The organism is Limnohabitans sp., from assembly GCF_036804465.1.
GTDB lineage: Bacteria > Pseudomonadota > Gammaproteobacteria > Burkholderiales > Burkholderiaceae_C > Limnohabitans.
Map to the genome: position 1 here is coordinate 40336 of NZ_DAIRSK010000001.1, position 25680 is coordinate 66015.

27 protein-coding genes and 3 tRNA genes are annotated in these 25680 nt (G+C 55.3%); 7 read left to right on the forward strand and 23 right to left on the reverse strand.

Features of this window, described 5'->3' with window-relative positions; translation table 11 throughout:
- Positions 1-2: 2 nt before the first annotated feature.
- The 10 genes from pufL to V7Q41_RS00225 all read right to left on the reverse strand — a co-directional run bounded on the left by pufL (position 3) and on the right by V7Q41_RS00225 (position 8898).
- Complete coding sequence (gene pufL, locus V7Q41_RS00180) at positions 3-830, reverse strand: photosynthetic reaction center subunit L (protein ID WP_333841231.1); 828 nt, start codon at positions 828-830, stop codon at positions 3-5.
- A 124-nt stretch (positions 831-954) separates the two neighbouring features.
- Positions 955-1155 carry a hypothetical protein gene (locus tag V7Q41_RS00185; RefSeq protein WP_333841234.1) on the reverse strand — a complete coding sequence of 67 codons (201 nt, stop codon included), beginning with the start codon at positions 1153-1155 and terminating at the stop codon, positions 955-957.
- A gap of 14 nt (positions 1156-1169) precedes the next feature.
- Positions 1170-1394 carry a hypothetical protein gene (locus V7Q41_RS00190; protein ID WP_333841237.1) on the reverse strand — a complete coding sequence of 75 codons (225 nt, stop codon included), beginning with the start codon at positions 1392-1394 and terminating at the stop codon, positions 1170-1172.
- 24 nt (positions 1395-1418) lie between these two features.
- A complete protein-coding gene (gene pufB / locus V7Q41_RS00195) occupies positions 1419-1562 on the reverse strand; it encodes a light-harvesting antenna LH1, beta subunit (RefSeq protein ID WP_100171968.1) in 144 nt (47 codons plus the stop codon).
- Between the two features lie 146 nt (positions 1563-1708).
- A complete protein-coding gene (gene bchZ, locus V7Q41_RS00200) occupies positions 1709-3175 on the reverse strand; it encodes a chlorophyllide a reductase subunit Z (RefSeq protein ID WP_333841242.1) in 1467 nt (488 codons plus the stop codon).
- Positions 3175-4740 carry a chlorophyllide a reductase subunit Y gene (gene bchY / locus V7Q41_RS00205; RefSeq protein ID WP_333841245.1) on the reverse strand — a complete coding sequence of 522 codons (1566 nt, stop codon included), beginning with the start codon at positions 4738-4740 and terminating at the stop codon, positions 3175-3177. Before bchY ends, bchZ begins: the two co-directional genes overlap by 1 nt.
- A 4-nt stretch (positions 4741-4744) precedes the next feature.
- A complete protein-coding gene (locus V7Q41_RS00210) occupies positions 4745-5755 on the reverse strand; it encodes a chlorophyllide a reductase iron protein subunit X (protein ID WP_333841247.1) in 1011 nt (336 codons plus the stop codon).
- The gene (gene bchC / locus V7Q41_RS00215) at positions 5752-6705 is read right to left on the reverse strand and encodes a chlorophyll synthesis pathway protein BchC (RefSeq protein ID WP_333841250.1); all 954 of its coding nucleotides are present in this window, start codon (positions 6703-6705) and stop codon (positions 5752-5754) included. Before bchC (V7Q41_RS00215) ends, V7Q41_RS00210 begins: the two co-directional genes overlap by 4 nt.
- Positions 6706-6766: 61 nt before the next feature.
- A complete protein-coding gene (locus V7Q41_RS00220; protein WP_333841253.1) occupies positions 6767-7942 on the reverse strand; it encodes a methyltransferase in 1176 nt (391 codons plus the stop codon).
- A gap of 8 nt (positions 7943-7950) precedes the next feature.
- Positions 7951-8898: a polyprenyl synthetase family protein gene (locus V7Q41_RS00225; protein WP_333841256.1), complete on the reverse strand. Its 948-nt coding sequence runs from the start codon at positions 8896-8898 to the stop codon at positions 7951-7953.
- Positions 8899-9030: 132 nt separating this feature from the next.
- On the opposite strand from V7Q41_RS00225, the gene V7Q41_RS00230 reads away from it, so the two are divergent.
- Complete coding sequence (locus V7Q41_RS00230; RefSeq protein WP_333841260.1) at positions 9031-10359, forward strand: DUF3422 family protein; 1329 nt, start codon at positions 9031-9033, stop codon at positions 10357-10359.
- Positions 10360-10374: 15 nt separating this feature from the next.
- Here the strand turns inward: V7Q41_RS00230 and V7Q41_RS00235 are convergent, their stop codons facing one another.
- Positions 10375-11271, reverse strand: a complete 897-nt coding sequence (locus tag V7Q41_RS00235; protein ID WP_333841262.1) for an alpha/beta fold hydrolase — start codon at positions 11269-11271, stop codon at positions 10375-10377.
- Between the two features lie 178 nt (positions 11272-11449).
- Here V7Q41_RS00235 and bchC (V7Q41_RS00240) point away from each other — a divergent pair, with 178 nt between their 5' ends.
- Positions 11450-12400 (forward strand): chlorophyll synthesis pathway protein BchC, encoded by a 951-nt coding sequence (gene bchC, locus V7Q41_RS00240; protein WP_333841265.1) that lies wholly within the window; start codon positions 11450-11452, stop codon positions 12398-12400.
- Between the two features lie 72 nt (positions 12401-12472).
- On the opposite strand, the gene V7Q41_RS00245 is transcribed toward bchC (V7Q41_RS00240), so the two are convergent.
- From V7Q41_RS00245 to folC, 9 genes are all read right to left on the reverse strand, one after another.
- A tRNA-Asp gene (locus V7Q41_RS00245) sits at positions 12473-12549 on the reverse strand.
- Between the two features lie 58 nt (positions 12550-12607).
- Positions 12608-12683 (reverse strand) — tRNA-Glu (locus V7Q41_RS00250).
- Between the two features lie 40 nt (positions 12684-12723).
- Positions 12724-12799: transfer RNA gene (locus tag V7Q41_RS00255), tRNA-Ala, on the reverse strand.
- Between the two features lie 34 nt (positions 12800-12833).
- Complete coding sequence (gltX, locus tag V7Q41_RS00260; protein ID WP_333841266.1) at positions 12834-14222, reverse strand: glutamate--tRNA ligase; 1389 nt, start codon at positions 14220-14222, stop codon at positions 12834-12836.
- Positions 14223-14235: 13 nt separating this feature from the next.
- Positions 14236-15447 (reverse strand): O-succinylhomoserine sulfhydrylase, encoded by a 1212-nt coding sequence (locus V7Q41_RS00265; RefSeq protein ID WP_333841268.1) that lies wholly within the window; start codon positions 15445-15447, stop codon positions 14236-14238.
- Between the two features lie 7 nt (positions 15448-15454).
- Positions 15455-16969 carry an amidophosphoribosyltransferase gene (gene purF / locus V7Q41_RS00270; RefSeq protein WP_333841270.1) on the reverse strand — a complete coding sequence of 505 codons (1515 nt, stop codon included), beginning with the start codon at positions 16967-16969 and terminating at the stop codon, positions 15455-15457.
- On the reverse strand, positions 16969-17463 hold the full coding sequence (locus tag V7Q41_RS00275; RefSeq protein WP_333841271.1) for a CvpA family protein: 495 nt from the start codon (positions 17461-17463) through the stop codon (positions 16969-16971). Before V7Q41_RS00275 ends, purF begins: the two co-directional genes overlap by 1 nt.
- Positions 17464-17473: 10 nt before the next feature.
- Positions 17474-18226, reverse strand: coding sequence for an SPOR domain-containing protein (locus V7Q41_RS00280; protein WP_333841273.1), 753 nt, complete (start codon positions 18224-18226; stop codon positions 17474-17476).
- A 12-nt stretch (positions 18227-18238) separates the two neighbouring features.
- Positions 18239-19537: a bifunctional tetrahydrofolate synthase/dihydrofolate synthase gene (gene folC / locus V7Q41_RS00285; RefSeq protein ID WP_333841275.1), complete on the reverse strand. Its 1299-nt coding sequence runs from the start codon at positions 19535-19537 to the stop codon at positions 18239-18241.
- A 56-nt stretch (positions 19538-19593) separates the two neighbouring features.
- Between folC and V7Q41_RS00290 the strand changes: the two genes are divergently transcribed.
- The 4 genes from V7Q41_RS00290 to argG all read left to right on the forward strand — a co-directional run bounded on the left by V7Q41_RS00290 (position 19594) and on the right by argG (position 22338).
- On the forward strand, positions 19594-19953 hold the full coding sequence (locus V7Q41_RS00290; protein WP_333841279.1) for an arsenate reductase: 360 nt from the start codon (positions 19594-19596) through the stop codon (positions 19951-19953).
- A gap of 59 nt (positions 19954-20012) precedes the next feature.
- Positions 20013-20552: a glycine zipper 2TM domain-containing protein gene (locus V7Q41_RS00295; RefSeq protein ID WP_333841282.1), complete on the forward strand. Its 540-nt coding sequence runs from the start codon at positions 20013-20015 to the stop codon at positions 20550-20552.
- Positions 20553-20667: 115 nt separating this feature from the next.
- Positions 20668-20985, forward strand: a complete 318-nt coding sequence (gene ppnP / locus V7Q41_RS00300) for a pyrimidine/purine nucleoside phosphorylase (protein ID WP_333841283.1) — start codon at positions 20668-20670, stop codon at positions 20983-20985.
- Positions 20986-21000: 15 nt separating this feature from the next.
- Entirely contained in the window at positions 21001-22338 is a 1338-nt protein-coding gene (gene argG, locus V7Q41_RS00305) for an argininosuccinate synthase (RefSeq protein ID WP_333841286.1), read from the forward strand.
- Here the strand turns inward: argG and murB are convergent, their stop codons facing one another.
- Positions 22339-23391: a UDP-N-acetylmuramate dehydrogenase gene (gene murB / locus V7Q41_RS00310; RefSeq protein ID WP_333841289.1), complete on the reverse strand. Its 1053-nt coding sequence runs from the start codon at positions 23389-23391 to the stop codon at positions 22339-22341.
- Between the two features lie 39 nt (positions 23392-23430).
- Here murB and V7Q41_RS00315 point away from each other — a divergent pair, with 39 nt between their 5' ends.
- Positions 23431-23916, forward strand: a complete 486-nt coding sequence (locus V7Q41_RS00315) for a YajQ family cyclic di-GMP-binding protein (protein ID WP_333841292.1) — start codon at positions 23431-23433, stop codon at positions 23914-23916.
- Here the strand turns inward: V7Q41_RS00315 and plsY are convergent.
- Positions 23913-24554: a glycerol-3-phosphate 1-O-acyltransferase PlsY gene (plsY, locus tag V7Q41_RS00320; protein WP_333841295.1), complete on the reverse strand. Its 642-nt coding sequence runs from the start codon at positions 24552-24554 to the stop codon at positions 23913-23915. The genes V7Q41_RS00315 and plsY overlap by 4 nt on opposite strands.
- Before the next feature lie 12 nt (positions 24555-24566).
- Positions 24567-25634: an aldo/keto reductase gene (locus V7Q41_RS00325; protein ID WP_333841297.1), complete on the reverse strand. Its 1068-nt coding sequence runs from the start codon at positions 25632-25634 to the stop codon at positions 24567-24569.
- Positions 25635-25680: the final 46 nt, after the last annotated feature.

Consider the following 25680-nt stretch of genomic DNA (forward strand, 5'->3'; position numbering starts at 1 on the left):
AATCAAGTGCGCCAGATGGGCATGTTGAGCCACCAGCCCCACCACTCGGGCCAAGCCCCAGTCCAAAAGGGTCCGCTGACCACAATACAGACAATGCCAAACCAAACGCCCGCGAGCGCCAAGAACAAGCCCAAGCGGTGAATGCCAAGCGTTCCCACGGAGTAACCGATCAGATCGCGGAAAAACGTGTCTTCATGTTCTGGCGTCTTCACCGCCTTGCCTTTGCCAGGGTTGGTGGCTGAGAGCACCAAGCCTCCGTGCATGGACAGCGCAAGCACCGTTGCAAAGAAAAAAGTGACAGCAATCATGTGCCACGGGTTGTAGTGAAAGTGCAGGTACTGATAGGCCGTATTACTCACCCAGTCCAAATGGCTGTAGATACCGTAGGGAAACGCATGTCCCCAAGCACCCATGAGCACAGGGCGAATCACTTGCAAACTCACATAAGCCAAGATCGCCATGCTAAAAGCAACAGGCACATGCAAGCCCATGCCCAATTTGCGGCAAATCTCAACCTCACGTAAAGCCCAAGACACAAATGCACCAATGGCACATAAGGTGATCAGTTGCCACAAGCCGCCCTCCATCATGGGAGCAAACCGTAAGCCATAAGCAATGTCTGGCGGTGCAATATTGATTTGCCAGACGTTCCAAGTGGGTCCCATGGCTGCGCCCCACAAAATCATCATGGTGCCTGACAGCGCAAAGAACAAAGTTGTGACTCCAAAGAATCCAACGTAGAAAGGACCGACCCAGAAATCAAACAGGTCGCCCCCAAAAAGGGTACCGCCGCGAACTCGGTATTTGCGTTCAAAACTTAACATGGACATGGTTGCATCCTCCGACCGATTGATTGTTTTGAGGTCTTATGGGCTTTAAATGAACAATTCAAAAGGACAGACGTACCGTTCAATTTGAGCGATGTACGTCTGTCTGAATAAAGACCAAAGGTCCTTACTTTTGCGGCAAAGCCGCGTTTTGTTGCTGAACAACTTTCCCAGATGCCATCTTGGCGGTGTCTGGATGCCAGTTGTTGATGCTGTAGCGATCGCCACTGATTTGAATCAGATGAATCGTTGTTGATACAAAAGCGATCAGTAGGCCTACACCTACAACCGCCAGTCGCGGATTTATCAAACGCCAAATGCGCCACATAGTGATTTCCTTTCTTAACTCACTTGAGAAATGACGGTATATACAGAAGCCCTCACTCCATCAAAAATGGTCATAGATTCCTCTGCACCAGGAAGCCAACTGCGCCAATTAAGAACGAACAATTGCCCAACTAGAGCGATCCCCATGAACACAATGAAGAGCAATACAAAAATCATCCAATAACCTTGGTAGTGGTGCATGGGGTCAGAAATTGTTTTGCTAACGTTCGGATTTGTCATATATACCTCCTTGATTTGGTTCTCTTAGAACCAGGGACGCCAGATCCACACTAAGCTGTGGGCGAAGAAAGCTCCTGCGGCCCACAACAGGTAACCCTGTATGAAGTACGTATGGAACTCTTGGGCTTCTTCGTCTGTCAGCCCTGAAGGGTTAGCTGCATCAGTCATAGTTCATGCCTCTCTCTAAATGCCTTACGGCAACTCCCTGAACCCTTGCGAATTCAGGACGGACTGTTGTGGCTTTGACACCCCAACAGGTGGACCCTCGGCCAGGCCGAAGGATTGACGGACCAACGAATTCAGACGCGCATCTTTCATGCATGTGCCCCTTCATTTGCTTTCCCGAACAATTCTGTGAATCTTTGTGCTTCCACATGAGAGCGACCGGTTTCCCGCGCATCGCGCTCCGCTTGGTCGCGCATGCGCTTGGCTGCAGAAATACGCACCAACACGGGTTGCTGTTCCAGCAATGCGTCTAATAAGTCTTGTGCCTCTGGCTCCCACGGCACCGTGGTGTTGGGCGCAGAGCGACCCAAGGTGCCTTCTATCTTGTCCATCTCGGTGCCCAAGGGCAAGATGTGGAACAAGGCATCAAAAAGGCCGTTGCAAAATTCTTGGATGATGTATGTCGCACCCGCATAACCCATGAACGGCGTGCCCGTGTGACGCCGAATGATGGGGAGCGGAAAACTGGCAGGAATGAAGCTGGTTTTCATCATGCCGCCACCGCCACACTCGGCCAAATAAATGCGCTCGTTGTAGCTGCCGTACAAAATGAGCGGCGTTTTTTCGGTCACCAGTTTGCGCACTTCGGCGTTGTCGGTCTTGGCACCCGCGATGCGCGAGATGGCAAAGTTGCAAGGCAGGCCCATCTCGTCTTCTAAGAAATGCCGAATGCCGCGCGTGTAGGTTTCGTTGGCCACCACACCAAAGTTGGCAGTGCCAAAAAAGTCTTGCGTCACCGAGCGCCACAAATCCCAAATGGGTTTGATGGTGCTGTGCTTTTCTCTCTCGATGAACGGCTCGGGATCGAGGCCGAGCAACTCACCCAAAGAGCGCAAGAATTTGGTGGTGCTGTGCAAACCAATCGGCGCTTGCAAATAGGGACGCTCCAAGGCTTCGCAGAGCATGCGGCCAAATTCGCGGTACATACAAATGTTGACATCGGCTTCGACCAATCGCGACACATCCGCGACGTGTGAACCCAATGGGAAGACCATGTTGACGTCTGCACCGATGCCTTGCACCAAGCGGCGAATTTCGGCCAAATCGCTGGGGCAGTTGAAAGTGCCGTAGCTGGGGCCAATGATGTTCACGCGGGGACGCTCGCCCTCTTTGCGCTCGCGCTTGGGCACATGCTTGATGCCGTACTGCTGCCAGAGCCAGTACATGGCACGGTTGGCGCATTGCCACTGGTCTTCGTCGATGGTGCGCGGCAAGAAGCGTTGCAGATTGGTGCCCTCGGGCGTGACACCGCCACCGATCATTTCGGCAATCGAGCCAGTCACCACGACAGAGGGCAAATCAGGATTGAGGGTCGCATGCGCACGGCGCATGGCACCCTCGGTGCCCTCACGGCCCAACTGTTCTTCGGCCAAACCCGTCACCACAATCGGCAGCTCATGCGGTGGCAAGGCATCGGTGTAATGCAACACCGAAGTGACAGGCAAGTTCTCGCAGCCCACAGGGCCGTCAATGACCACTTGCAAGCCTTTGATGGCGGTGAACACATACACCGCTCCCCAATAGCCGCCTGCGCGATCGTGGTCAAGAACTAACATCAGATCATCGCCTCCGCTTTGCGTTTTTTGGCCAGCTTTTCAAGCTGTCTGCGGGTTTCGGCTTCAAACTCTGGACGGTTTTGGGGCACACCGTGCGAGGCTTCCCACACGCCTGCTGCATGACCGGAACCTGTGTCACCAAAGAAGGCTTTCATTTCATCAAAGCGCGACTTGTTGGCAATCGCGCCGTTGATGACCTGCGCCAAGGAGCCTGCACCTGCAGGGCCCATCAGGGGGCGTGCAGAAATCAGGTTGGTGAAGTACAGGCTGGGAATGCCCAGCTCTTTGGCTGCTTGCACCACCGGTGTGGTGCCGATGGCCAAGTCGGGCTTCCACTCGTGCATGGCAGCCAGGTCTTGTTCAAGGGACGCACGGTATTGAACGTGCACACCGCGAGATTGCAACCATTCACAATCCGAAGCGCTCCAAGGCGTTTTGGGGCAGGCGGTTCCGACATAGCGCAAATCCGCACCACTCTCGACCAGCAAACGCGCCACCAACAATTCAGAGCCTTCGTAGCCGCTCAGAGTGATGCGGCCTTTGATGGGCGACTTGGCCAGACCGGCTTTGATCGCAGGCAGCATGGTATTTTTCACCATGTCAATTTGCGCCTGCGGCACGTTGGCTGAGTTGCCTATGGCTTGCAACCAAGCTTCTGTGCCGTCGTGGCCCACGGGGGCAGAGCCCACGATGGGGCGCCCTGCCGCTTCAAATTCGCGAATACTAGCCGTATAAAAAGGATGGATGGCGGCCACGGCGGCGCAATCGAGCGCTGCATACAGTTCGCGCCACTCACGTGTGGGCACCACAGGGCCTGCTGCAAGTCCCATGGGTTCGAGCATGCGCCCGATGATCATCGGGTCGGCCGGGAACATTTCACCGATCATGGTGATGGTGGGCTTGTCGGATCGCCCTGTGCGCGGCGCTTGGACTGGACCCGCCACAATTTCTTCGCGGGCATATTTCAGCATGGCACCGGCCAACACATCTTTGGCCTCGGCGTGCGTGGGCACACCAAAACCGGGTACGTCGATGCCGATGATCCTGACGCCATTGATCTCTTTGGGCAGCAACTGCAGGGGCACGCCACTGGCTGTGGGCACGCACAAGTTGATGATCACAATCGCATCGTATTTGTCTGGGTCGGCCTGGTCATACACCGACTCGCGAATGTCTTCAAACAACTTACCCGTCACCAAGGATTCAGAGTTGAACGGCACATAACCCACACTGCGCCGCGCGCCGTAGAAATGGGAGGTGAAGGTCAAGCCATACACACAGCAAGCCGAGCCCGACAAAATGGTGGCGGTGCGGCGCATGCGCAGCCCCACACGCAAGGATCCAAAGGCGGGACACATGCTTTGCGGTTGGTCGTGCGGGCCTGCATTGGGGTCTACCGGATAGTCCTTGGCATATTGCGCCAACACCTCCGACTTGCCCGAGGCCTTGGCCGCCGCCAGCATTTTTTCACCGCCCGAGTGGCAGCCCATGCCATCACCCTCGATGGTGGTGCTCATGCCCGCTGGTGCTTGCGAGGCTGGGACGATGGGAATCGTTTTGCTCATGGTGTCAAACTTCGTCGTACACGACTTCGAGCGTGGGCTTGCTGGTGTCGGTCTTGCCGCACATGTCAAATTGGGTGGCTGGCTCGAGCACCACATCGCGCCCCACCGCTGAAGCGGCAAACAAGCCCAGCAATTGGTCTTGGGTCATGGGGTTGGGACGGATCGGCACTGAAGTGGCGACGTTGGCGGCCAACTCGGCAAACATGGGGCCCCACACCGATTCGGGTCGGCCAATGATTTCGTAGCTGGCGCTCTTTCTGCGAATGTCTTCGTTGGCAGGGATGGTGGACAACACAGGGATGCCCACCTTTTCTGCAAAGTTGGCGGCCTCGCCCGTGCCGTCATCGCGGTTGATGACCATGCCGGCCACACCCACATTGCCGCCCAGTTTGCGGAAATATTCCACCGCAGAGCAGACGTTGTTGGCCACATACAGTGACTGCAAATCGTTACTGGCCACCACAATCACTTTTTGGCACATGTCGCGTGCAATCGGCAAGCCAAAGCCGCCGCACACCACGTCGCCCAAGAAGTCGAGCAGCACGTAGTCAAAACCCCACTCGTGAAAACCCAGTTTTTCGAGCAACTCAAAACCGTGAATGATGCCGCGACCACCGCAGCCGCGTCCGACCTCAGGGCCGCCCAATTCCATGGCATAGACACCATCGCGTTTGAAGCAAACATCGCCAATGGCCACCGCTTCACCGGCTAATTTTTTCTTAGAAGAAGTTTCAATGATGGTGGGACATGCACGGCCACCAAACAACAAACTGGTGGTGTCGCTTTTAGGATCGCAACCAATCAGCAAAACTTTCTTACCCTGTTGCGCCATCATGTAACTGAGGTTGGCCAGCGTGAAACTTTTGCCAATACCGCCCTTGCCATAAATGGCAATGATTTGCGTCTCTTTGGTCACAGCCTGTGTGCTGACAGCCTCGGTAGGCAATGCCGCCTCTTGGCGCAGGCGATCCACAAATTGAATGGTTTGTTCGGTCGATGTTGATTGTGTTTTCATGCGTGGGCGCTCCAGTCCAAAACCATCTTGAGGCAAGAAACATCACCAAATGCCGTCTCATAAGCAGCGTTGGCGGTGTGAAAGGCTTGCACATGTGTGACCAAACCTTGCAGCGAAAGTTGCCCGCTGTTGACCAGTTGATTCACTGCCAACAAATCACTCCTTTTCCACTCGGCGGCAACACGTATCCGCGCTTCGCGAGAAAAGGCGGTCGGGTATGAAAACTCAAGGCCGTGTTTGTAATAGCCCGCCAACACAATTTCGCCACCCGGGCGAATGCGTTGGATCAAATGGTCTAAAACACAAGCATCGCCATTCACGTCATAAATGGCTTGGTAGTCTTTGCGTGGATCATCCTCAGGACGAATGACTGAGTAGCCTTTTGCGCCTTGGGCAATTTCAGCTTGCGTTTCCCAAACCGTGGGCGCTGGACAACCCGCTGCAACGGTGAGTCGCGCCAACAAACGCCCCATCACACCATGACCAATGATCAAATCAGGGGGAGTGAATGGCTCATGCATACCACCACCAGAGACGGCATGGTAGGCCGTGGCTGCAAGTGCCAACAACACCGCGTCAACACCGAGCTCACCCGCGACTGGCAAGACCAACTGGTCGGACACCACCAAACGTGATGCAGCGCCGCCATACATACTCTGAACACCAGAGAAGCAATTGGCACCGGGCACGAAAACCATGTCACCTTCTTTGAGCTTGGACCCTGTGTGCGCCTTGACCACTTGCCCAAGCGTTTCGAAACCTGGCACCAGTGGGTAGCCCATTCCCGGAAGGGCCGAAATGCTGTCGTCCCACAACATGCGTTCAGCACCTGTGCTGATGCCGCTGTATTGCACAGCCACCTCCAATTGACCGACTTTGACCTCAGGCAACTCAAGTGCCTGCAAAGACAATTGCTTAGGTCTGTCAAAAACAACGGCTGTAGATTTCATGGTTGTATTTTTAACTTTACAGTCACAAGTGTCAATAATTATTTACATTTTTCGCTGGCAACTAGGGCAAACACTTATGCTTTCGACCCAAAAGAATTTGCGCATGGATGGGCATGGGGTTGGGCACTTGCTCGATGCTGCCAAATCCCGCCACGCTCATCATCCGCATCAACTCTTGTGGTGTTCTTAAACGGCCCGCGCCCATGGCGAGCAAATAAAAATGAAAGTACGCATCTGTTTGCGTCGCACCACCCAAGCCGTGTGAATGGTTTTGCGCCATGGGCTCGGCCAACAGCAAAGCACCCCCCACAGGCAATGCGTCATAGATTTTTTGCAGCAACTGCTGAACCACCTCATCGGGATGGTCGTGCGCGACGCGAACCAAAGTGACTAAATCTGCACCCGTGGGCAGCGGGTCATGCAAGAAATTGCCAGGGCATAAGCTCAAGCGCTCAAGCAAGCCTTTGCTCTGAAAATTAGCCTTGGCCAACTCAAGCACAGGTGGTAAGTCAAACAGTTTCAACTGCAGATGCTTGGCGTACAAGGCCAGTTCGCTGGCAAATCGCCCCTTGCCTGCACCAACATCCAAGACACATCGGTGTTCTTCAAAATAATAGGACGTGAGAATTTCTTGAACTACAAACTCTTGCGAAGAAGCCATCAAGTCAGAGTACTGACTGAACTTGTCTTGGGCCGCGCGTTCAGCCGCTTGCGCATCGTGTGCATAGGGCCAATAGTCAGCCATGCTGCCTTGCCAAGCATTGTTTAAAAAAGCCAGCGGGTCCTGCATGTCTTGATACAACAAATGGTTGTGCTCCACCATGGCGCCAATGCCTGAATGCATGGCCAAGGGTACGCCCAAGGGGCCCAGGCCAAATCTTTGATGGCTGCGATGCTCCAACAGACCCAACGAAACCGCAGACAACAACAAACGCTGCAGCGCTGGCTCAGGCACCTGAGTTTGAAGTGAGAGCTGTTGAAGATCCAGCGGCTTGTGATGCAACAGTTTGAACAGGTCTAAGCGCACGCATCCAAGCAACACCTGCGAGTAAACAAAACCAGACATCAAATCGAAGATTTTTTGCGTTCGACGCTTGGTGATCCAACGCGTCAAAGGGTTGCTCAACGACCATTGATACAGCCTCGGGCTGGCATACAGCCGCTCCAACCACTGCAGCAGTTGGTCATGCCAAGTGCTCACGTTCAGCAAGGTATGGGACAAGCTTGGGACATTCATAGGCTTGGTCATTGGATGATTTGCTTGTGACGCCTGCCATTCACGCCGGCCATCGTCGCCTGAGAAGGTTGGCTGCTGGCAGCGCGTTTTCGATAGTCTTCACACATAGACTTTGGCACCAAGCGCTGCGACTCCAGTAAGACCAACTGCAACAACATCTCGCGGCAAGCGCAGTCGGGAATGGATTTGCCAGCTTGGTCGATGAGTGAATCAAAGTGCTGTATCGCGCCCTCTAAACCCATGGCTTGTGCCGAGCTCGGACGCTCATTGAGTTTGTCTTGCCCGACGGGCTTACCCAGCATGGCGATGTCACCCAACACATCACGAATGTCATCGGCCACTTGATAAGCCTCTCCCAAAGACGCACCCAATGCAGCCCAAGGCTTAGGAGATTGGCCGCTGGCAATGGCACCTGCACAGGTAGCAGAGACAAACAATGCACCTGTTTTAGAACGCTGGTATTGCACCAAGTCGGCTGATGTTTCACACTCCCAAGCCTGCCCAGCCACAATGCCATGGGGCAAGCCGACACCCTGAGAGAGGTTGTCCATCAGTGCAATCAGTCTTTCGGGATGATGCCGGCCAGCGTTGAGCAGCACTTGATAAGCCATGACAATCAAACCGTCACCCGCCAACAGTGCCAAAGGTTCGCCATAGGCCTTATGAACCGTTGGCAAGCCCCTGCGGAAATCGGCATTGTCAAACGTTGGCATGTCGTCATGCACCAAGGAAGCGCAGTGCATCAACTCCAAGGCGACTGCGGCGGCATTGGTCAGCTCGGGCGCATCGTCACCACATGCAGTGGCCACAGCCAAACAGAGTTGTGGGCGAATTCTGGCGCCTCCTGAAAACACCGCATGGTGCATCGAAGCTTGTAATCGGGGCGGCGCACCAGCACCGCTGGCCACTGCAAAGTGCGCCTTCAGCGCCTCTTCGGCTCGAATAGACAGACTCATAAAGCCCCCTCTTTTTAGGAATTTGCACAGACGAAACGACTGGCAGTCGAGTAAATATATCATTACATGTGGTATTGTCAATAATGGCTGACACTTTTCTATTTCAGCTGTTCTGACTCGTAAGGGATATATATGAACCAAGCGCTTAACAAGTACTTACCCGCAGACGACGTACAAAGGGTCTTGCTGCACAACGAAATTCACACCCGTCCGTCTGCCACCTTTGCCTTGCCTGCACTGGTGGTTTATGTTGCCGTCTTGAATGCAAAAGTATCCATCGCTGATGAGTTCGAACACCTCAAACGCTTGCCTCACACGCAATCGTTGGAACTCGAAAACATGAAGAGTAATTTTTTACAAATTCAGTGTGCCGACTACAAGGTAATCTGGGAAAGGCATTCAGAGTTCACCCGCTACACGGTTGTTCAACACTTACCGTCCAGGGCCCACTGGGGCAGCGACTTGCCCGAACTGGGCGAACATGCAGCAACTGGAAACGAATGGCTAAAGACCATTCCTGGAAAAACCATCACCGCCATTCATTTGGGAATGCTCAACGAAGGCATAGACGACCCTGACGCGTTTTATAAAGCCAAAAAGTGGCTGGGCAATGGCACGATGATTGGCTCAAAAATGGGGCGAACATCTGACCAACAGTCGCACTCTCACCTGATGACTAACTTGAAAATTGGGTCAGATGGTTTTGAACGCATCCTGGTGCTTGCTGCATCTCACACATCTGAAAATCGTGCAGGCCGAATTGCACAAAGACTGCTGGAGTTAGAGACCTACCGCATCATGTCATTGCTGAGCTTGCCCGTAGCAAAACAAGTCTCAGCCAAACTGCGCGAGACAGAAGTCAAGCTGGTAGAAATTACCAATCGGCTTGAAAAGCAAAATGACGGCGACGAAATATTGATGAACGACTTGGCCACCTTGGCGGCTCAAGTGGAAAGCATCACGGCAGAACACAGCTATCGCTTCTCAGCGGCACTGGCCTACGACGCGATCGTGCGTGAACGCATCTCCGAAATGCGCGAGCAGCCTTTGTCTGGCATGCAAACCGTTGGCGAATTCATGCAGCGTCGCTTGGCACCGGCCATTGCAACAGTCAAAGTCACATCCGATAGGTTGTCAGCCTTGGCCGAACGCGTGTCCAGAGCCAGCGCGCTGCTGCGAACTCGGGTAGAAATTGCGGCCGAAGCACACAACCGTCAACTGCTAGAGAAGTTAACCCGCGGACAAGAGCTGCAACTCAGACTTCAAGCCACCGTTGAAGGGTTGTCGATTGCCGCGATTACTTACTATGTGGTCAGCTTGGCCTTGTTTGTAGGCAAAGCCATACAAGCCTACGGAATCAACATCAATCCCGAACTGCTTGCTGGGCTTTGCACCCCTGTTGTCTTGTTCTTTTCTTGGCGAACGATTCAACACATCCATTTACGCTTGAAAGACACCTGAGGCTGCAGGCCCGCATCAATTGGGGCGCTTGAGGGTTGAATTTAAAAACTCGACAACATGTCCCAAAGCAATCTCTGGCTGCTCCTCTTGGGCCAAGTGACCTAACTTGGGCAACAGCACCGTTTTTGAATTAGCCAAAACCGCGGCATAACTTTGGGCATTGCTGCTGGGAATCATCTGATCTTGCTCACCCCAAACCAGCAAGGTAGGCGCCGTGATTTGCTTTAAGCGCGGGACAGGATCGGTGTAAATGGTTTGATTTGCTCGCTCCAAAATAGCAGCGCGAACACCAGGGGCCCTCAACATGTCGTAATAGCGATCCACCAAGCGATCGCTCAACGCAGTGGCGTCATAGAAAGCAGGTTCAATTGACTTTCGAACCAAGATCTTGGGCAAACTAAATTTAATGACACCCATGATCGAGGGCATCGCATAGGGCTTAGTGCCAATGTCTTTGGCTTGCGCAAAACCATCAGGCGCCATCAACACCAAGGCCTTCACGCGATCAGGCTTAGCAGCGGCAAGGCCCCAAGCCATCTTGCCGCCCATGGAGTGCCCAATCACAGAAAAACTCGACACACCCAACTTGTCAACAAAATGGGTCAATGTTGCCAAATCGTTGGCCTCTGAATAATCATGCAAAGGGCTGGGGCCTGTGAGACCAAAACCAGGCAAATCAAGTCTGATCACTCTGTAATTGAGCTCTAACTTTGCAGCCCAAACATCCCAAGTTTGAAGGCTTGAACCAAAACCATGCAACAGCACAAGCACAGGTGCGTCGCGTGGGCCGGTGTCTTGGTAGTGAATCGTCAACCCATCCACTTGTACCGTTTGCAGTGAATCAGCCCCGTAGCGGTGCTTCAACTCAGACAATGTCAAGTCGGGGGCCCACAAGCCGTAAAGTAAACCCATTGAGACCAAAACGCTTGCCAAAATAACCCCGCCAAGATCAAAAAATTTAGACATACGATGCGCGATTTACAAACCTGTATTTCTTCGACACATTATGCATTTAACCCTTCCAAGCCTGTGTTCATGCAGATGGCGCAGACTTGGACAGGGCCCATCCACCTCACTCTGAATTGTTCGCATGAAAGCCAAAGCCATTGTTTTTGAAGCCCCCAAATCCTTGCGTGTTCGAGAACTTGAACTCGCGCCCATGGGGCCACTCGATGTAGAGGTTGAAGTTGCTTTCAGTGGCATCAGCACTGGCACTGAGCGCTTGTTGTGGGAGGGCACCATGCCCGCCTTTCCTGGCTTGTCCTACCCCTTGGTGCCTGGATATGAAACCGTGGGCACCATCGTGAACATGGGTGAAGATGTAGGTGGCCTGCAAAAGGGAGATCAGGTTTTTTTACCCGGTTCGTATGCCTTTCAAGGCGTTCAAAACCTCTTTGGTGGCTCGGGCGCTCGCCTAGTGGTCAACCACGAGCGCGCTGTCCGGCTCGATCCCTCTTTAGGAAACAAAGGCGTGCTGTTGGCATTGGCCGCCACTGCCCACCACGTGTTCACCGTGGGCCGAGATGGTGCCCCCTTGGCCTACCCAGACTTGATCATTGGCCATGGCATCATGGGTCGGTTATTGGCCCGCATGGTCGTTGCAGCGGATAAGCCCGCACCGATGGTTTGGGAAACACAGCCCATTCGACAAACAGGTGCCATCGGCTATGAGGTTATCCACCCCAATGAAGACACACGCAAAGATTACCGTTGCATTTGCGACGTCAGTGGCGACGCTGCAGTTTTAAATCGCGTGATCTCCCATATGGCGCCAGGTGGTGAGGTCGTCCTCGCGGGCTTTTACAAGCAAGACCTGTCATTTGCCTATGCACCCGCCTTCATGCGAGAGGCCTGCATTCGTGTTGCCGCACAATGGAAAAAGCATGACCTCGATGCCGTTGTCGCCATGTTTCATGAAGGCAGTTTGCCTCTCGATGGCCTGATTACCCACACAGAAAAAGCATCGCATGCACAACACGCCTATGACGTCGCTTTTGGTGATCCTGAATGCTTAAAGATGGTGATCGATTGGCGTGAGTAAGGCGTGCTGATGGATCTAAAAAATTCAGTAGAAACGAAAAATGCGCCCGAAGGCGCATTTTTACTGACTTACTGGCGGAGTGGACGGGACTCGAACCCGCGACCCCCGGCGTGACAGGCCGGTATTCTAACCAACTGAACTACCACTCCTGATAGCTGTAACTTTTGCTTGGCTGCTGGTGCAACCAAAGCCAAGTGCTACAAAACTTGGCGACCCTACGGGGATTCGAACCCCGGTACTCACCGTGAAAGGGTGATGTCCTAGGCCTCTAGACGATAGGGTCAAAACCTAGACTGTTTCTTTTGTTGAAACGTCCCGACATTTGGTGGAGGTAAGCGGGATCGAACCGCTGACCTCTTGCATGCCATGCAAGCGCTCTCCCAGCTGAGCTATACCCCCGTTGGGTGTCGAGAGCAAGAGTATAGCCAGATTTTCATCGTTTGGTCAAACGCGCCAAAACTTTTTCTTTGCCGCAGAGCCAAAGAACTGCATCTACCGAAGGCGTTTGCGGTGTGCCCATCACCAACACACGCACTGGCATGGCGAGCTGCGGCATTTTTAAACCTTGCTCTGTCAACACCGCTTTAAATGCAGCACTGACGTTGGCGATATTCCACTCATCCACGGCGGCAAGTTTGATCGCCAATGCATCAAGCGCTGGCATGACTGCGGGGGTGATGTGCTGAGCCACGTCTTGCGGCACAGGCGTGACATCGCGATAGATAGCCGCAGCCCAATCGGCCAATACCAACAACGTGTCGCAACGGTCTTTGAATAAGCCGCACACCGCAGGCAAACGGTCATCAGCGGTGATGCCGCGCAGATCAAGTTGAGCACGCACCAAAGCTGCAAGCGCGTCATCGGCCATTGCTTTCAAATGCTGGGCGTTGACCCACTTGAGTTTGGCTTCGTCAAACTGCGCCGCACTGCGGCCCAAGTGGTCGAGATTGAACCACTCTAGGAATTGAGCGCGGCTGAAGATTTCGTCATCCCCGTGGCTCCAACCCAAACGCGCCAGGTAGTTGACCATCGCATCGGGCAGATAGCCCTCGTCGCGGTATTGAGTGACGGGTTTTGCACCGTTGCGCTTGCTCATTTTCTCGCCTTGCTCGTTGAGCACGGTAGGCAGGTGGGCATACACCGGCGTGTCTTTGCCCAGCGCTTGAAAGATGTTGATTTGACGTGGTGTGTTGTTGACATGGTCATCGCCACGGATGACGTGGGTGATGGCCATGTCGATGTCGTCCACCACCACGCAAAAGTTGTAGGTGGGCGTGCCGTCGGGGCGAGCAATGACCAAGTCGTCGAGTTCGTCGTTGCTGATTTCTATGCGGCCTTTGACCTTGTCTTCCCACACGACCGAGCCACCTTGGGGGTTTTTGAAGCGCAAAACGGGCTGAACGCCCTCTGGAATGGCAGGCAATGTTTTCCCCGGCTCTGGGCGCCATGTGCCGTTGTAGCGTGGCTTTTCTTTGTTGGCCATTTGCTGCTCACGCAAGTCGTCTAGCGCTTGCATGCTCATGTAGCAGGGGTAGATGTGACCTGTTGCTTTCAAATCTTCCAACACGGCTTTGTAGCGGTCCATGCGCTGCATTTGATAGAAAGGGCCTTCGTCGTGATCGAGGCCTAACCACTTCATGCCTTCGAGGATCACATCGACCGAGGCTTGGTTTGAGCGCTCTAGGTCTGTGTCTTCAATGCGCAAAATAAAGTCACCCCCCGTGGCACGTGCAAACGCCCACGGGTACAAAGCAGAGCGAATGTTGCCAAGGTGAATAAAGCCAGTGGGTGAAGGTGCGAAACGGGTGCGAGTTTTGGTCATGCAGAAATAAAAATCAAAGGGTCTCGAGGCCGCGCAACAAGTCGGCCTTCATGTCGTCTAAATGCTCCAAGCCCGCTGCGAAACGAATCATGCCTTGGCCAATGCCTGCCGCTTGGCGTTGGTCTTGCGACAACTTGCCGTGCGAGGTGCTGGCGGGATGCGTGAGCAAGGTTTTGGTGTCGCCCAAGTTGGTACACAACGAGAGCGTTCGCAAGCTGTCGAGCACATGAAAAGCACGTGTGCGGGCTTGCTGTGGGTCAGCGGCTTTCACATCAAACGACAACACCGCGCCGCCCATGCCTGACATCTGCTGCATCGCCAAGGCGTGCTGCGGGTGGCTGGCCAAGCCGGGGTAGTACACGCGCGATACCGCAGGGTGTTGCTCCAGCCACAAAGCCATCGCGTGCGCGTGTGCGCTTTGCGCACGCATGCGAATGTCCAGCGTTTCCAAACCTTTGAGCACCACCCATGCGTTGAACGGGGACAGCACCATGCCGCTGTTTTTCATGACGGGCAAAAACTTCTCTTTGATCAGCTGTTCGCTGGCACACAAAGCGCCTGCCATGACGCGGCCTTGGCCATCCAAATATTTGGTGCCCGAGTGCATGACGATGTCCGACCCCATGGCCATGGGACGCTGCAAGATGGGCGTGGCAAAACAGTTATCAACTGCCAGCAAAGCGCCCGCGTTGTGCGCGATGTCAGCCAAGGCAGCGATGTCACACACCTCTGTCAAAGGGTTGGTGGGGGTTTCGGCAAATAAGATTTTGGTGTTGGGGCGAATGGCAGAACGCCAAGTGGCCAAATCGGTTTGCGACACCGCAGTGGATTCCACGCCGAAACGCGCAAACTCCGAACCAATGAGCTTGAGGGTGGAGCCAAACATGGACTGCGAATACACCACATGATCACCCGCTTTGAGCAAGCTAAAAAACATCAACATCACCGACGACATACCTGATGACGTGGCCAAAGCAGCTTCAGTTCCTTCCAGTGCGGCCAAACGCATCTCAAAGCTTGTCACCGTGGGGTTGCCAGAGCGGCCATAGGTGTAGCCGTCCTCTTCGCTTGCAAAGCGACGGGCAGAGGCTTCGGCAGAGGGCTGCACATAGCCGCTGGTCAAGTACAGCGCTTCAGAATTTTCACCATACTGGCTGCGGTCGGTGGCCAAACGCACGGCCAAGGTTTCTAGATGCAAATCAGGGGGCAAAGGGTGTTGGCTCATACCAAAGTTACTCCGAAGGGTTGGGCAAGGCCAGACGCGAATTGTCTTCAACATCCTCCTCAGTGCCTACACGTTTTTCGTTCAAACGCACGATGTCACTCACAGACACATCGCCCGTCACATACACGCCATCAAAGCAGGACGCATCAAACCCATCGAGCTTGGGAGCGGGGGCGGCTTTGGCAGCGAGCACGGCTTGCTTCATGGCGTCCACGTCTTGGTAAATCAGGGCGTCGCAGCCAATCAGTGCACGAATCTCCTCAATGCTGCGGTTGTGCGCCACCAATTCTTCAGGTGTTGGCATATCAATGCCATAGACGTTGGGGAAGCGCACAGGTGGCGCTGCACTGGCCAAGTAAACCTTGCGTGCCCCAGCGTCGCGCGCCATTTGCACAATCTCGCGGCTGGTGGTGCCGCGCACGATGGAGTCGTCTACCAACAACACATTGCGGCCTTTGAATTCGCTGGCAATCACGTTGAGCTTTTGGCGCACCGATTTTTTACGCACACCTTGGCCAGGCATGATGAAGGTGCGGCCCACGTAACGGTTTTTCACAAACCCTTCACGGTAAGGCACGCCCAACAAATGCGCCAGCTGTGTGGCGCTGGGGCGGCTGGATTCTGGAATAGGAATGATCACGTCAATGTCTGTGGGAGGCACAGCGGACACGACGCGCTTGGCCAAGGTCTCGCCCAAGTTCAGGCGCGCTTGGTAGACCGAGATGCCATCCATGGTCGAGTCAGGGCGGGCCAGATAAACGAACTCAAAAATACACGGCTTGAGTTGCGACGTATCAGCACATTGCATAAAGTGGGCCTGTCCTGACAAGTCGATGAACACCGCCTCGCCGGGTGCGATGTCACGCTCAAACACATGACCCGTGCCGTCCAACGCCACCGACTCGCTGGCCACCATGTAGGTGCCATCCGCACCCCGCCCAATGCACAAAGGGCGAATTCCAAACGGATCCCGAAACGCCAACAAGCCGTGACCGGCAATCATGGACACCACCGCATAAGAGCCTTTGATGCGGGCATGCACGCGGCGCACAGCATCAAAGACATTGGATGGCTGGAGCGGCTGACCACGTGTGGCTTTGTCAATTTCGTGCGCCAACACATTGAGCAACACCTCGGAGTCACTCTCGGTGTTGATGTGGCGGTGGTCATCCAAAAACAACTCCGCTTTCAATGCGTGCGCATTGGTCAAATTGCCGTTATGCACCAGCACGAGGCCATAGGGTGCATTCACATAAAAAGGCTGGGCTTCTTCTTCACTGAAGGCATTGCCTGCCGTGGGGTAGCGGACTTGGCCCAAACCGTTGTTGCCGGGCAAGGCGCGCATGTTGCGGGTGCGAAACACGTCACGCACCATGCCCTTGGCTTTTTGCATGAAAAATTTACGGTCCAGTTGGGTGACGATGCCCGCGGCATCTTGACCCCGATGCTGCAGGAGCAACAGGGCGTCGTAAATCAACTGGTTCACAGGTGCGTTGCTTGCAACGCCGACGATGCCACACATTAGGGTAGGTACTTTCCAAAATCAGCCGGTAACACAGGCTTGAACACATGCAACAACTGTTGCAACCAAATGGCGCCTTGGGCCTGCTTCCATGCCATGGTCTCACGCATGGGCGTCATGCCTACCAAGATCGTCACGGCCAACAAAATGACCACGCCGCGCATCAATCCAAACACGCTGCCCAGCAGCCTGTCCAAAGGCCCCAAGCCTACGGCTGAGACCAACTTTTTGACCACAAAACTGACCAACACCGTGGCCACCAGCACTGCAACAAACACCACCACAAAACCAGCGGCATAGCGCAACATTTGGCTGCTGCCCGCCATGGGCAACCAAGCTGCCGCTTGCGGGGCATACATCTGCGAGACATAAAAAGCTGCCACCCAACCCGCCAGTGAGAGCAGCTCTTTCACAATGCCTCGCCAAAATCCCAGCAGCAAGGACAAGCCCAACACAGCCAGCAGAATCCAATCTACAGCCGAAAGCAATTGCATAGCGAACGCGTCACAGCGTCAAGACTTGCGGCTGCAATTGCAACTGCTTGATCTTGTTTGCTATTTTGTCGGCATCGTCACGTTTGCTGAAGGGCCCCACGCGCACACGCACGCGACGCCCTTCTTTGCCCTCAATGACTTGGGTGTAGGTGGTGATGCCCGCTTTTTCAAGTTTGCTGCGCACTTCCCGCAACTTGGCATCATCCGAAAAAGTACCCGCTTGCACCACGAATCGAGCGCCGCTGTCTTTGCTTTCAGTGGCCTTGGGCTCTGTCTTGTTTTCAGCCTTGGCGTCAGCTTTTGCTTCCAGCTTGGCGGGTTCGGGTGGGGTTGGCGCTTTTGGCATTCCCAACCCTAGGGCTGAAGGGTTGGCCACTGGGGCGACAGGGGCGACTGGGATGACTGGGGCCACTGCAAGGCTGGGTTTCACATCCACATTGGGTTTCGCCTCGGGCACCAATTCTTCTTTCGCGTCCAAACCTGCAGCAGCCGATAAAGGCTTGGGTTTGGAGGTGTCCACCAAAGGCTTGGCCGTCGCTCGGTCTGGAATGTCGACCGCAATGTCCACCGCCACGGGGCGCGGCTGCGTGTCAAACAACAAGGGAAATACGACCACCCCCAACACCACCAACACAGATGCTCCGATCAAGCGGTGACGAGCTCGGCGGCGCATGACGTCCACGCTCTCAGCAGGACTATTGCTGGAGCTGCCTTGGGGCTCAGGGGTCGGTTGACCGGGCAGTCGGAACTTGAAAAAAGCCATGTAAATGCGGTCTCAGGAGCTCAAATGTGGGGCGTCTAGACGGGGTATGCCATGGGCCAAAATCCCCCCGACTGTGAAAAACGAGCCGAAGACCACGATTCTATCAGCGGGGTCTGCCGCAGCCACCGCTGCGTCCAGTGCCGTTTGCGGGTCGCTGTGGGTGCTGACTTGGACGTCTTTTCGGGTGTTGCCCATCTGCCAAATCTCCTTGAGCCGCGTCGCCTTGGCAGCGCGCTCGGTGGGCAAATCACACAAGTACCAGCGGTCCACCAAGGGACCCACGCGTCCCAACATAGGCGCCACGTCTTTGTCAGCCATCGCACCAAACACAGCATGGGTGGTGGGATAAAAACCCATGGCATCGAGGTTTTCAGCCAATGCCGCTACCGCGTGGGCGTTGTGCGCCACGTCCAACACCAAGGCGGGCTGTCCTGGCACGATTTGAAAGCGGCCTGGCAGCTCCACCATCCCGAGCCCGTTACGAATGGCTTGTGCCGTCACGGGTATCTCGCTGCGCAAAGCCTCCAAGGCGGCCAACACACCGCTGGCATTGGCCAGCTGGTTGGCCCCGCGCAAAGCGGGATAGGCCAAACCACTGTAGCGACGACCTCGGCCTGCCCAACCCCACTGCTGCTTGTCGCCGGTGAAGTTGAAGTCACGACCCAAAAGCCATAAGTTGGCGTCAATTTCGGTGGCGTGATCCAGCACACTTTGAGGCGGTGCGGGATCGCTCACGATGACAGGGCGACCCGTGCGCATGATGCCCGCCTTCTCGCGGCCAATGGTTTCGCGGTCGTGGCCCAAAAATTCCATGTGGTCCAAGTCCACGCTGGTGATGATGCAGCAGGACGGCTCAATCACATTCACCGCATCCAAACGGCCACCCAAGCCCACCTCGAGAATGGCCACATCAATGGGTGACGCCGCCATCAAACTCAAAATGGCCAAGGTGGTGAACTCAAAGTAAGTGAGCGACAGCTCACTGCCAAGCTTGCGAGCCGCCTCCACGCGTTCAAAGTGCGGCAGCAAATCGTCGGGCTGCACCGTCTCGCCATGCACGCGGCAACGCTCTTGGAAATGCACCAAATGCGGCGAGGTATAGACGCCGGGCCGGTAGCCCGCCTCCAACAGGCAAGCCTCCAACATGGCGCAAGTCGAGCCCTTGCCGTTGGTGCCTGCCACAGTGATGACGGGGCAAACAAACTTCAACGCCATGCGCTCGGCCACGGTGCGCACACGCTCTAGGCCCATCTCGATGTTTTTGGGGTGTAAACGCTCGCAGTGCGCGAGCCAACTTTCGAGTGAATTCATGCGTCAATTGTCGCCCACTGCGTTAGGCCATTCGGTTTGCGGCATGATTCAGCCCCATGAGCACTACGACCATCACCGTTTACGGCATTCCCAACTGCGACAGTGTTAAAAAAGCCCGCGTGTGGTTGACCGACCACGGCGTGGACCATGTGTTTCACGACTTCAAAAAGCAAGGCATTCCGCCAGAAGCGGTAGATGTCTGGCTCCAGCATGTGGACTGGGAGGTGCTGGTCAACCGCAAAGGCACCACTTGGCGCAAGCTCGACCCCGCACAGCAAGCCAGCGTGGTGGACAAAACCTCGGCCCGTGCTTTGATGCTCGCGCACGCCAGTGTGGTGAAGCGGCCGGTGGTGGTGAAAGGGCAAACGGTCATGGTGGGCGTCAACCCAGAGGCTTGGGCAAACGTTGTCATTTAAATGCACCGCCACGCTGACGAACCACTACACTCTGATTCACTCTTAGAAAAGAAAATCCCATGAAAAAAATCTTCACCCAAAGCACCCTCCTCGTTGGCTTGATCTCTGTGCTGACCTCCATCGGCGCTCAAGCACAAGAAGTGGGTAAAGTCATCTCCAGCACCCCCATCATTCAACAAGTGGCTGTGCCACGTCAGGTGTGCAACACGCAACAAGTGGTCACGGGTGGCCAAAAATCTGGCGCCGGGGCCGCAATGGGCGCAATTGCTGGCGGCGTCATTGGCAACCAAATGGGTCAGGGCACGGGCAATGCTTTAGCCACGATGGCAGGACTGGTGGGTGGTGCACTGTTGGGCGAAAAGATTGAAGGCCCAGGCACCCCTGAAGTGAAAAACGTGCAAAGCTGCAGCCAGCAAATGTTTTACGAAAACCGCACCATGGCTTACAACGTGGTGTACGAATTCGCAGGCAAGCAATACACCGTGCAAATGCCCCAAGACCCAGGCCCCACCGTGCGTTTGCAAATCACACCCATGGTGCCCGCTGTCAACACGGGCTACAGCAATGTGCCGCCAGCTGGCTCAGCACCTCGCTACTGACCCTTCGATCACGCGAGCTTGGGCGTGATTCTTTAGCAAAAGCCGCTGTCAGCGGCTTTTGTTGTTTTGACTCACCTAAAATCACGTGTTTTGCAATTCATACCGAGCGCACACCATGGCCACAGAAAAAATCGACAACATCAGCATCACCACCCAAGCCAATGTGTTTTTTGACGGCAAGTGCATCAGCCACGCCATCACCACAGCCAACGGCACCCAGTTGTCGGTCGGCGTCATCTTGCCTGCCACCCTCACCTTCAACACTGCCGCACCCGAAGTGATGGAGTGCGTGGCGGGTTTCTGTGAATACAAACTTGACGGCAGCCACGACTGGGTCAAGTCCAGTGCTGGCGAGAAATTCAACGTGCCAGGCAACTCCAAGTTCGACATCCGGGTGACTGAGCCTTACCACTACATCTGCCATTTTGGTTAATCGACGGGCCACGCCATGAGCACCATCCTCCAACATCTGCCCAAGGGCCAAAAAGTCGGTATCGCCTTCTCAGGTGGCCTTGACACCTCGGCTGCCTTGCTGTGGATGAAGCAAAAGGGCGCTGTGCCCTACGCTTACACCGCCAACCTCGGCCAGCCCGACGAGTCGGATTACAACGAGATTCCACGCAAAGCCATGGAATACGGCGCCGAAAAAGCCCGCCTCATCGACTGCCGCAAACAACTCGCGGCTGAGGGCATTGCCGCCATTCAGTGTGGTGCGTTCCACATCAGCACAGGGGGCATCACCTACTTCAACACCACGCCGCTGGGCCGCGCCGTCACAGGCACCATGTTGGTGGCGGCGATGAAGGAAGACGACGTCAACATCTGGGGCGACGGCTCAACCTTCAAGGGCAACGACATCGAGCGCTTTTACCGCTACGGTTTGTTGACCAACCCGAGCCTCAAAATCTACAAGCCTTGGTTGGACCAACTGTTCATCGACGAACTCGGTGGCCGCGCCGAAATGAGCGCCTTCATGACGGCCAACGGCTTTGGCTACAAGATGAGCGCCGAAAAGGCCTACAGCACCGACAGCAACATGCTGGGCGCGACCCACGAAGCCAAAGATTTGGAAAGCCTGCAAAGCGGCATGAAGATCGTCAACCCGATCATGGGCGTGCCCTTCTGGCGTGAAGACTGCGTGGTCAAAGCCGAAGAAATCTCCATCCGGTTTGAAGAGGGCCAACCTGTTGCCTTGAACGGCGTGGACTACGCCGACCCCGTTGCGCTGTTTTTGAAAGCCAACGACATCGGTGGCCGCCACGGTGTGGGCATGAGCGACCAGATCGAAAACCGCATCATCGAAGCCAAGAGCCGCGGAATTTACGAAGCCCCCGGCATGGCGCTGCTGCACATCGCCTACGAGCGTTTGGTCACCGGCATCCACAACGAAGACACCATCGAGCAGTACCGCATCAACGGCCTGCGCTTGGGCCGCTTGTTGTACCAAGGCCGTTGGTTTGATCCGCAGTCCATCATGTTGCGCGAAACCGCCCAACGCTGGGTGGCGCGCGCCGTGACTGGCACCGTGACGCTGGAGCTGCGCCGTGGCAACGACTACAGCATCCTCAATACCGAGTCGCCCAACCTGACTTACGCCCCTGAGCGCTTGAGCATGGAAAAGGTCGAAGACGCACCCTTCACGCCGCTGGACCGCATTGGCCAACTGACCATGCGCAACTTGGACATCGTGGACACACGTGCCAAGCTGGGAATTTACGCACACACAGGCTTGCTGTCCCTGGGCGAAGGCGCGGACATGATCAAGTTGGAAGGTGGGAAGACGTAATCAAACCACGACGGGTTCTGGTTCTAGGCGAATGCCAAAGCGCTCATACACGCTGGTCTGAATCGCCTTGGCCAGGGTCATCACCTCGCCGCCTGTGCAGGGATGCTCGGTGCCGCCCACGTTGACCAAGACCAAGGCTTGTTTTTCGTACACGCCCGCGTTGCCCACGGTTTTGCCCCTCCAGCCGCAGGCGTCAATCAGCCAGCCAGCCGCCAGTTTGATGCGGCCATCGTCCAGAAGATAGTGAACCACCTTGGGCTCGCGCGCAATGATGTCGTCGCACTGGTCTTGCGTGACGGTCGGGTTTTTAAAGAAACTGCCTGCATTGCCAATGAGCGCCGGGTCGGGCAACTTGGCCTGGCGAATGGCGCACACCCATTCAAAAATTTGCCGCGCGGTGGGAGAGCTGATGCCCGTCTCGGCCATTTTGCGTTCAAGGTCGAGGTAGCCCACCACGGGCTTCCAGTCTTTGCGCAGCAAAAACCGCACGCGGGTGATCAGGGCCTTGCCCGCCAGCCCCAGTCCATTGGCACCACTGCTCTCGTGCTTGAACACCGAATCACGGTAACCAAAAGCGCATTGCGCGGAATCAAGGCTGAAGGCTTTCCCCGTGGTGAGGTCCATCGCGTCCAACGAATGAAAGCGGTCTTGCAGTTCCACGCCGTAAGCGCCAATGTTTTGCACGGGCGACGCGCCCACGCTGCCGGGGATGAGGGCCAAGTTTTCTAGGCCAGGCCAGCCGTTGTCCAAAGTCCAACGCACCAACTCGTGCCAGTTTTCGCCAGCGGCGGCCTCAATCACCCACGCCTTGTCGGTCTCCTCGACCAAGCGCATGCCTTTGCTTTCCACCTTTAACACCAAAGGCTTCACATCACCCGTCAACACAATGTTGCTGCCGCCACCCAGCACAAATTTGGGTAAGTGGCGCAAGGCCGCATCGGCCAACACCGCCAGCACATCGGCCTCGGTACGCACACGCACCAGCTGCAGGGCTTTGGCCGAAATACCAAAGCTGTTGTGCGCTTGAAGGGGGGTGTTGGGTTCCACTAACATAAGGCCATTGTCTCATTCAGATTTTGAAAGCCGACTGCCATGCCTTCTTTTGACACCGTCCTCGAACCCAATTTGGTTGAAGTAAAAAACGCCGTTGAAAACACAGCCAAAGAAATCGTCACGCGCTTTGACTTCAAAGGCACGTCTGCCGCTGTTGAACTCAAAGACAAAGAAATCACCCTTTTTGGCGATGCCGACTTTCAGCTGGTGCAAGTCGAAGACGTGTTGCGCAACAAGCTGACCAAGCGCGAAGTGGACGTGCGCTTCCTCGACAAAGGTGATGTGCAAAAAATCGGCGGTGACAAGGTCAAACAAGTCATCAAAATCCGCAACGGCATCGAAACCGAAGTGTCCAAAAAGATTCAGCGCTTACTCAAAGACAGCAAGATCAAGGTGCAAGCTGCCATCCAAGGCGATGCGGTGCGCGTGAGCGGCACCAAGCGTGACGACCTGCAAGCTGCCATGGCTTTGATTCGCAAAGACATGACCGACTTGCCTTTGTCGTTCAACAACTTCCGCGATTAAATCTCTTCTTTCTTCGCCCCAATCTTGGTCTCTTGACCAGACACCAAGCGGATGATGTTGTCTTTGTGACGCATCAGCAGCAAGCCGCTCATCACCGCCAGCGCCAGCAACTCGGCTTGGCTGGTTTGCCAAGCCAATTGATCACCGAACAAATAGTAGGCCGGCGCAAACAGTGAGGCGGCCAATGCAGCCAAGGATGAGTAGCGAAAGAAGAACGCCACGATCACCCAAGTGGCCATGGTGGCCAACCCAAGCAAGGGCTCTACCCCAAACAAAATGCCTGCTGCCGTGGCCACGCCCTTGCCGCCCTTAAAACCAAAAAACACGGGCCAAAGGTGACCGATAAATGCAGAGATGGCCACCAAGGCCACCGCGCGATCGTCCAAACCAAAGTCTGGCCCAAACCACTTGACCAACAACACGGGAAAGTAGCCCTTGAGCGCATCAAGAAGCAAGGTGGCAACAGCCGCTTGCTTGTTGCCCGAGCGCAGCACATTGGTGGCGCCTGGGTTTTGGCTGCCATAGGTGCGTGGGTCATGCAAGCCCATGACGCGGCTCACGATGACCGCAAAGGACAAAGAACCCATCAAATAAGCGGCCACGGTGAGCACCATCACCATTGAAGAATCATTCAACATCCATGGGTCCTTTTATTGCGCAGGGTCGCGCATTTCCCAGCGAATCGCATCAATCGATGCCAGCACGTCAGGGGACAGGGTGGTGCCCCAGGCATCCAAATCGGCATTCAGTTGCGCAAGCGACGTCACACCAATGATGGTGCTGGCCACTTGCCACTTGGTGTAACAAAACGCCAGCGCCATTTGCGAGGGCGTCATGCCATTTTCAATGGCCAAGGCGTTGTAGCGGCGAGCAGCCACCAACGATTCTGGACGGCCCCAGCGTTGCTTGCGCACGCTTTCATAGCCAGAAATACGCGCGCCTTGGGGCGCGTCGGGGCCGCTGATACCGCTGGCGTCGTACTTGCCAGTCAGCAAGCCAAAGCCCAAAGGCGAATATGCCAGCAAAGACACATTCAAACGGTGACAGGTCTCATCCAGGCCGTTTTCAAAGGTGCGGTTGATCAGGCAATACGGGTTTTGCGTGGTGGCAATGCGCGGCAAACCATGCTGCTCAGCCAAACGCACAAACTCGTGAACGCCATAAGGCGTTTCGTTGGACAGGCCCACATGACGCACTTTGCCTGACTTCACCAACTGCGTCAGCGCTTCGAGCTGTTCGTGGAGGGTGATCTCTGCGGACTCTTGCTGGGGGTCGTAATACACCCCACCAAAAGCAGGCACATGACGCGCGGGCCAGTGGATTTGGTAGAGATCAATCACTTCGGTTTGCAAGCGGCGCAAACTGGCTTCACAGGATGCAACAAAGTCTTTGGCTGTGAGGCTGGGGTGGTTGCGAATCCAAGGCATGCCGCGTGAGGGGCCAGCCACTTTGGTGGCCAGCACCAGCTTTTGACGAACGCCTGGGTTGTTGGCAAACCAGTTGCCAATGATGGTCTCGGTGTGGCCGAAGGTCTGCGCCTTGGGAGGGACCGAATACATCTCTGCCGTGTCGATAAAGTTCACACCCCGCGCCAGCGAATGGTCAAGGATGGCATGTGCATCGACTTCCTTCACCTGCTCGCCAAAGGTCATGGTGCCCAAGCAAATGGGCGTGACTTGCAAATCGCTGGTGCCCAGCTGAACAAAAGGAAAAGTCATGTGAAAAACTCCAACCATCTAGGTCTGTCAAAACCTGACAAGTCTA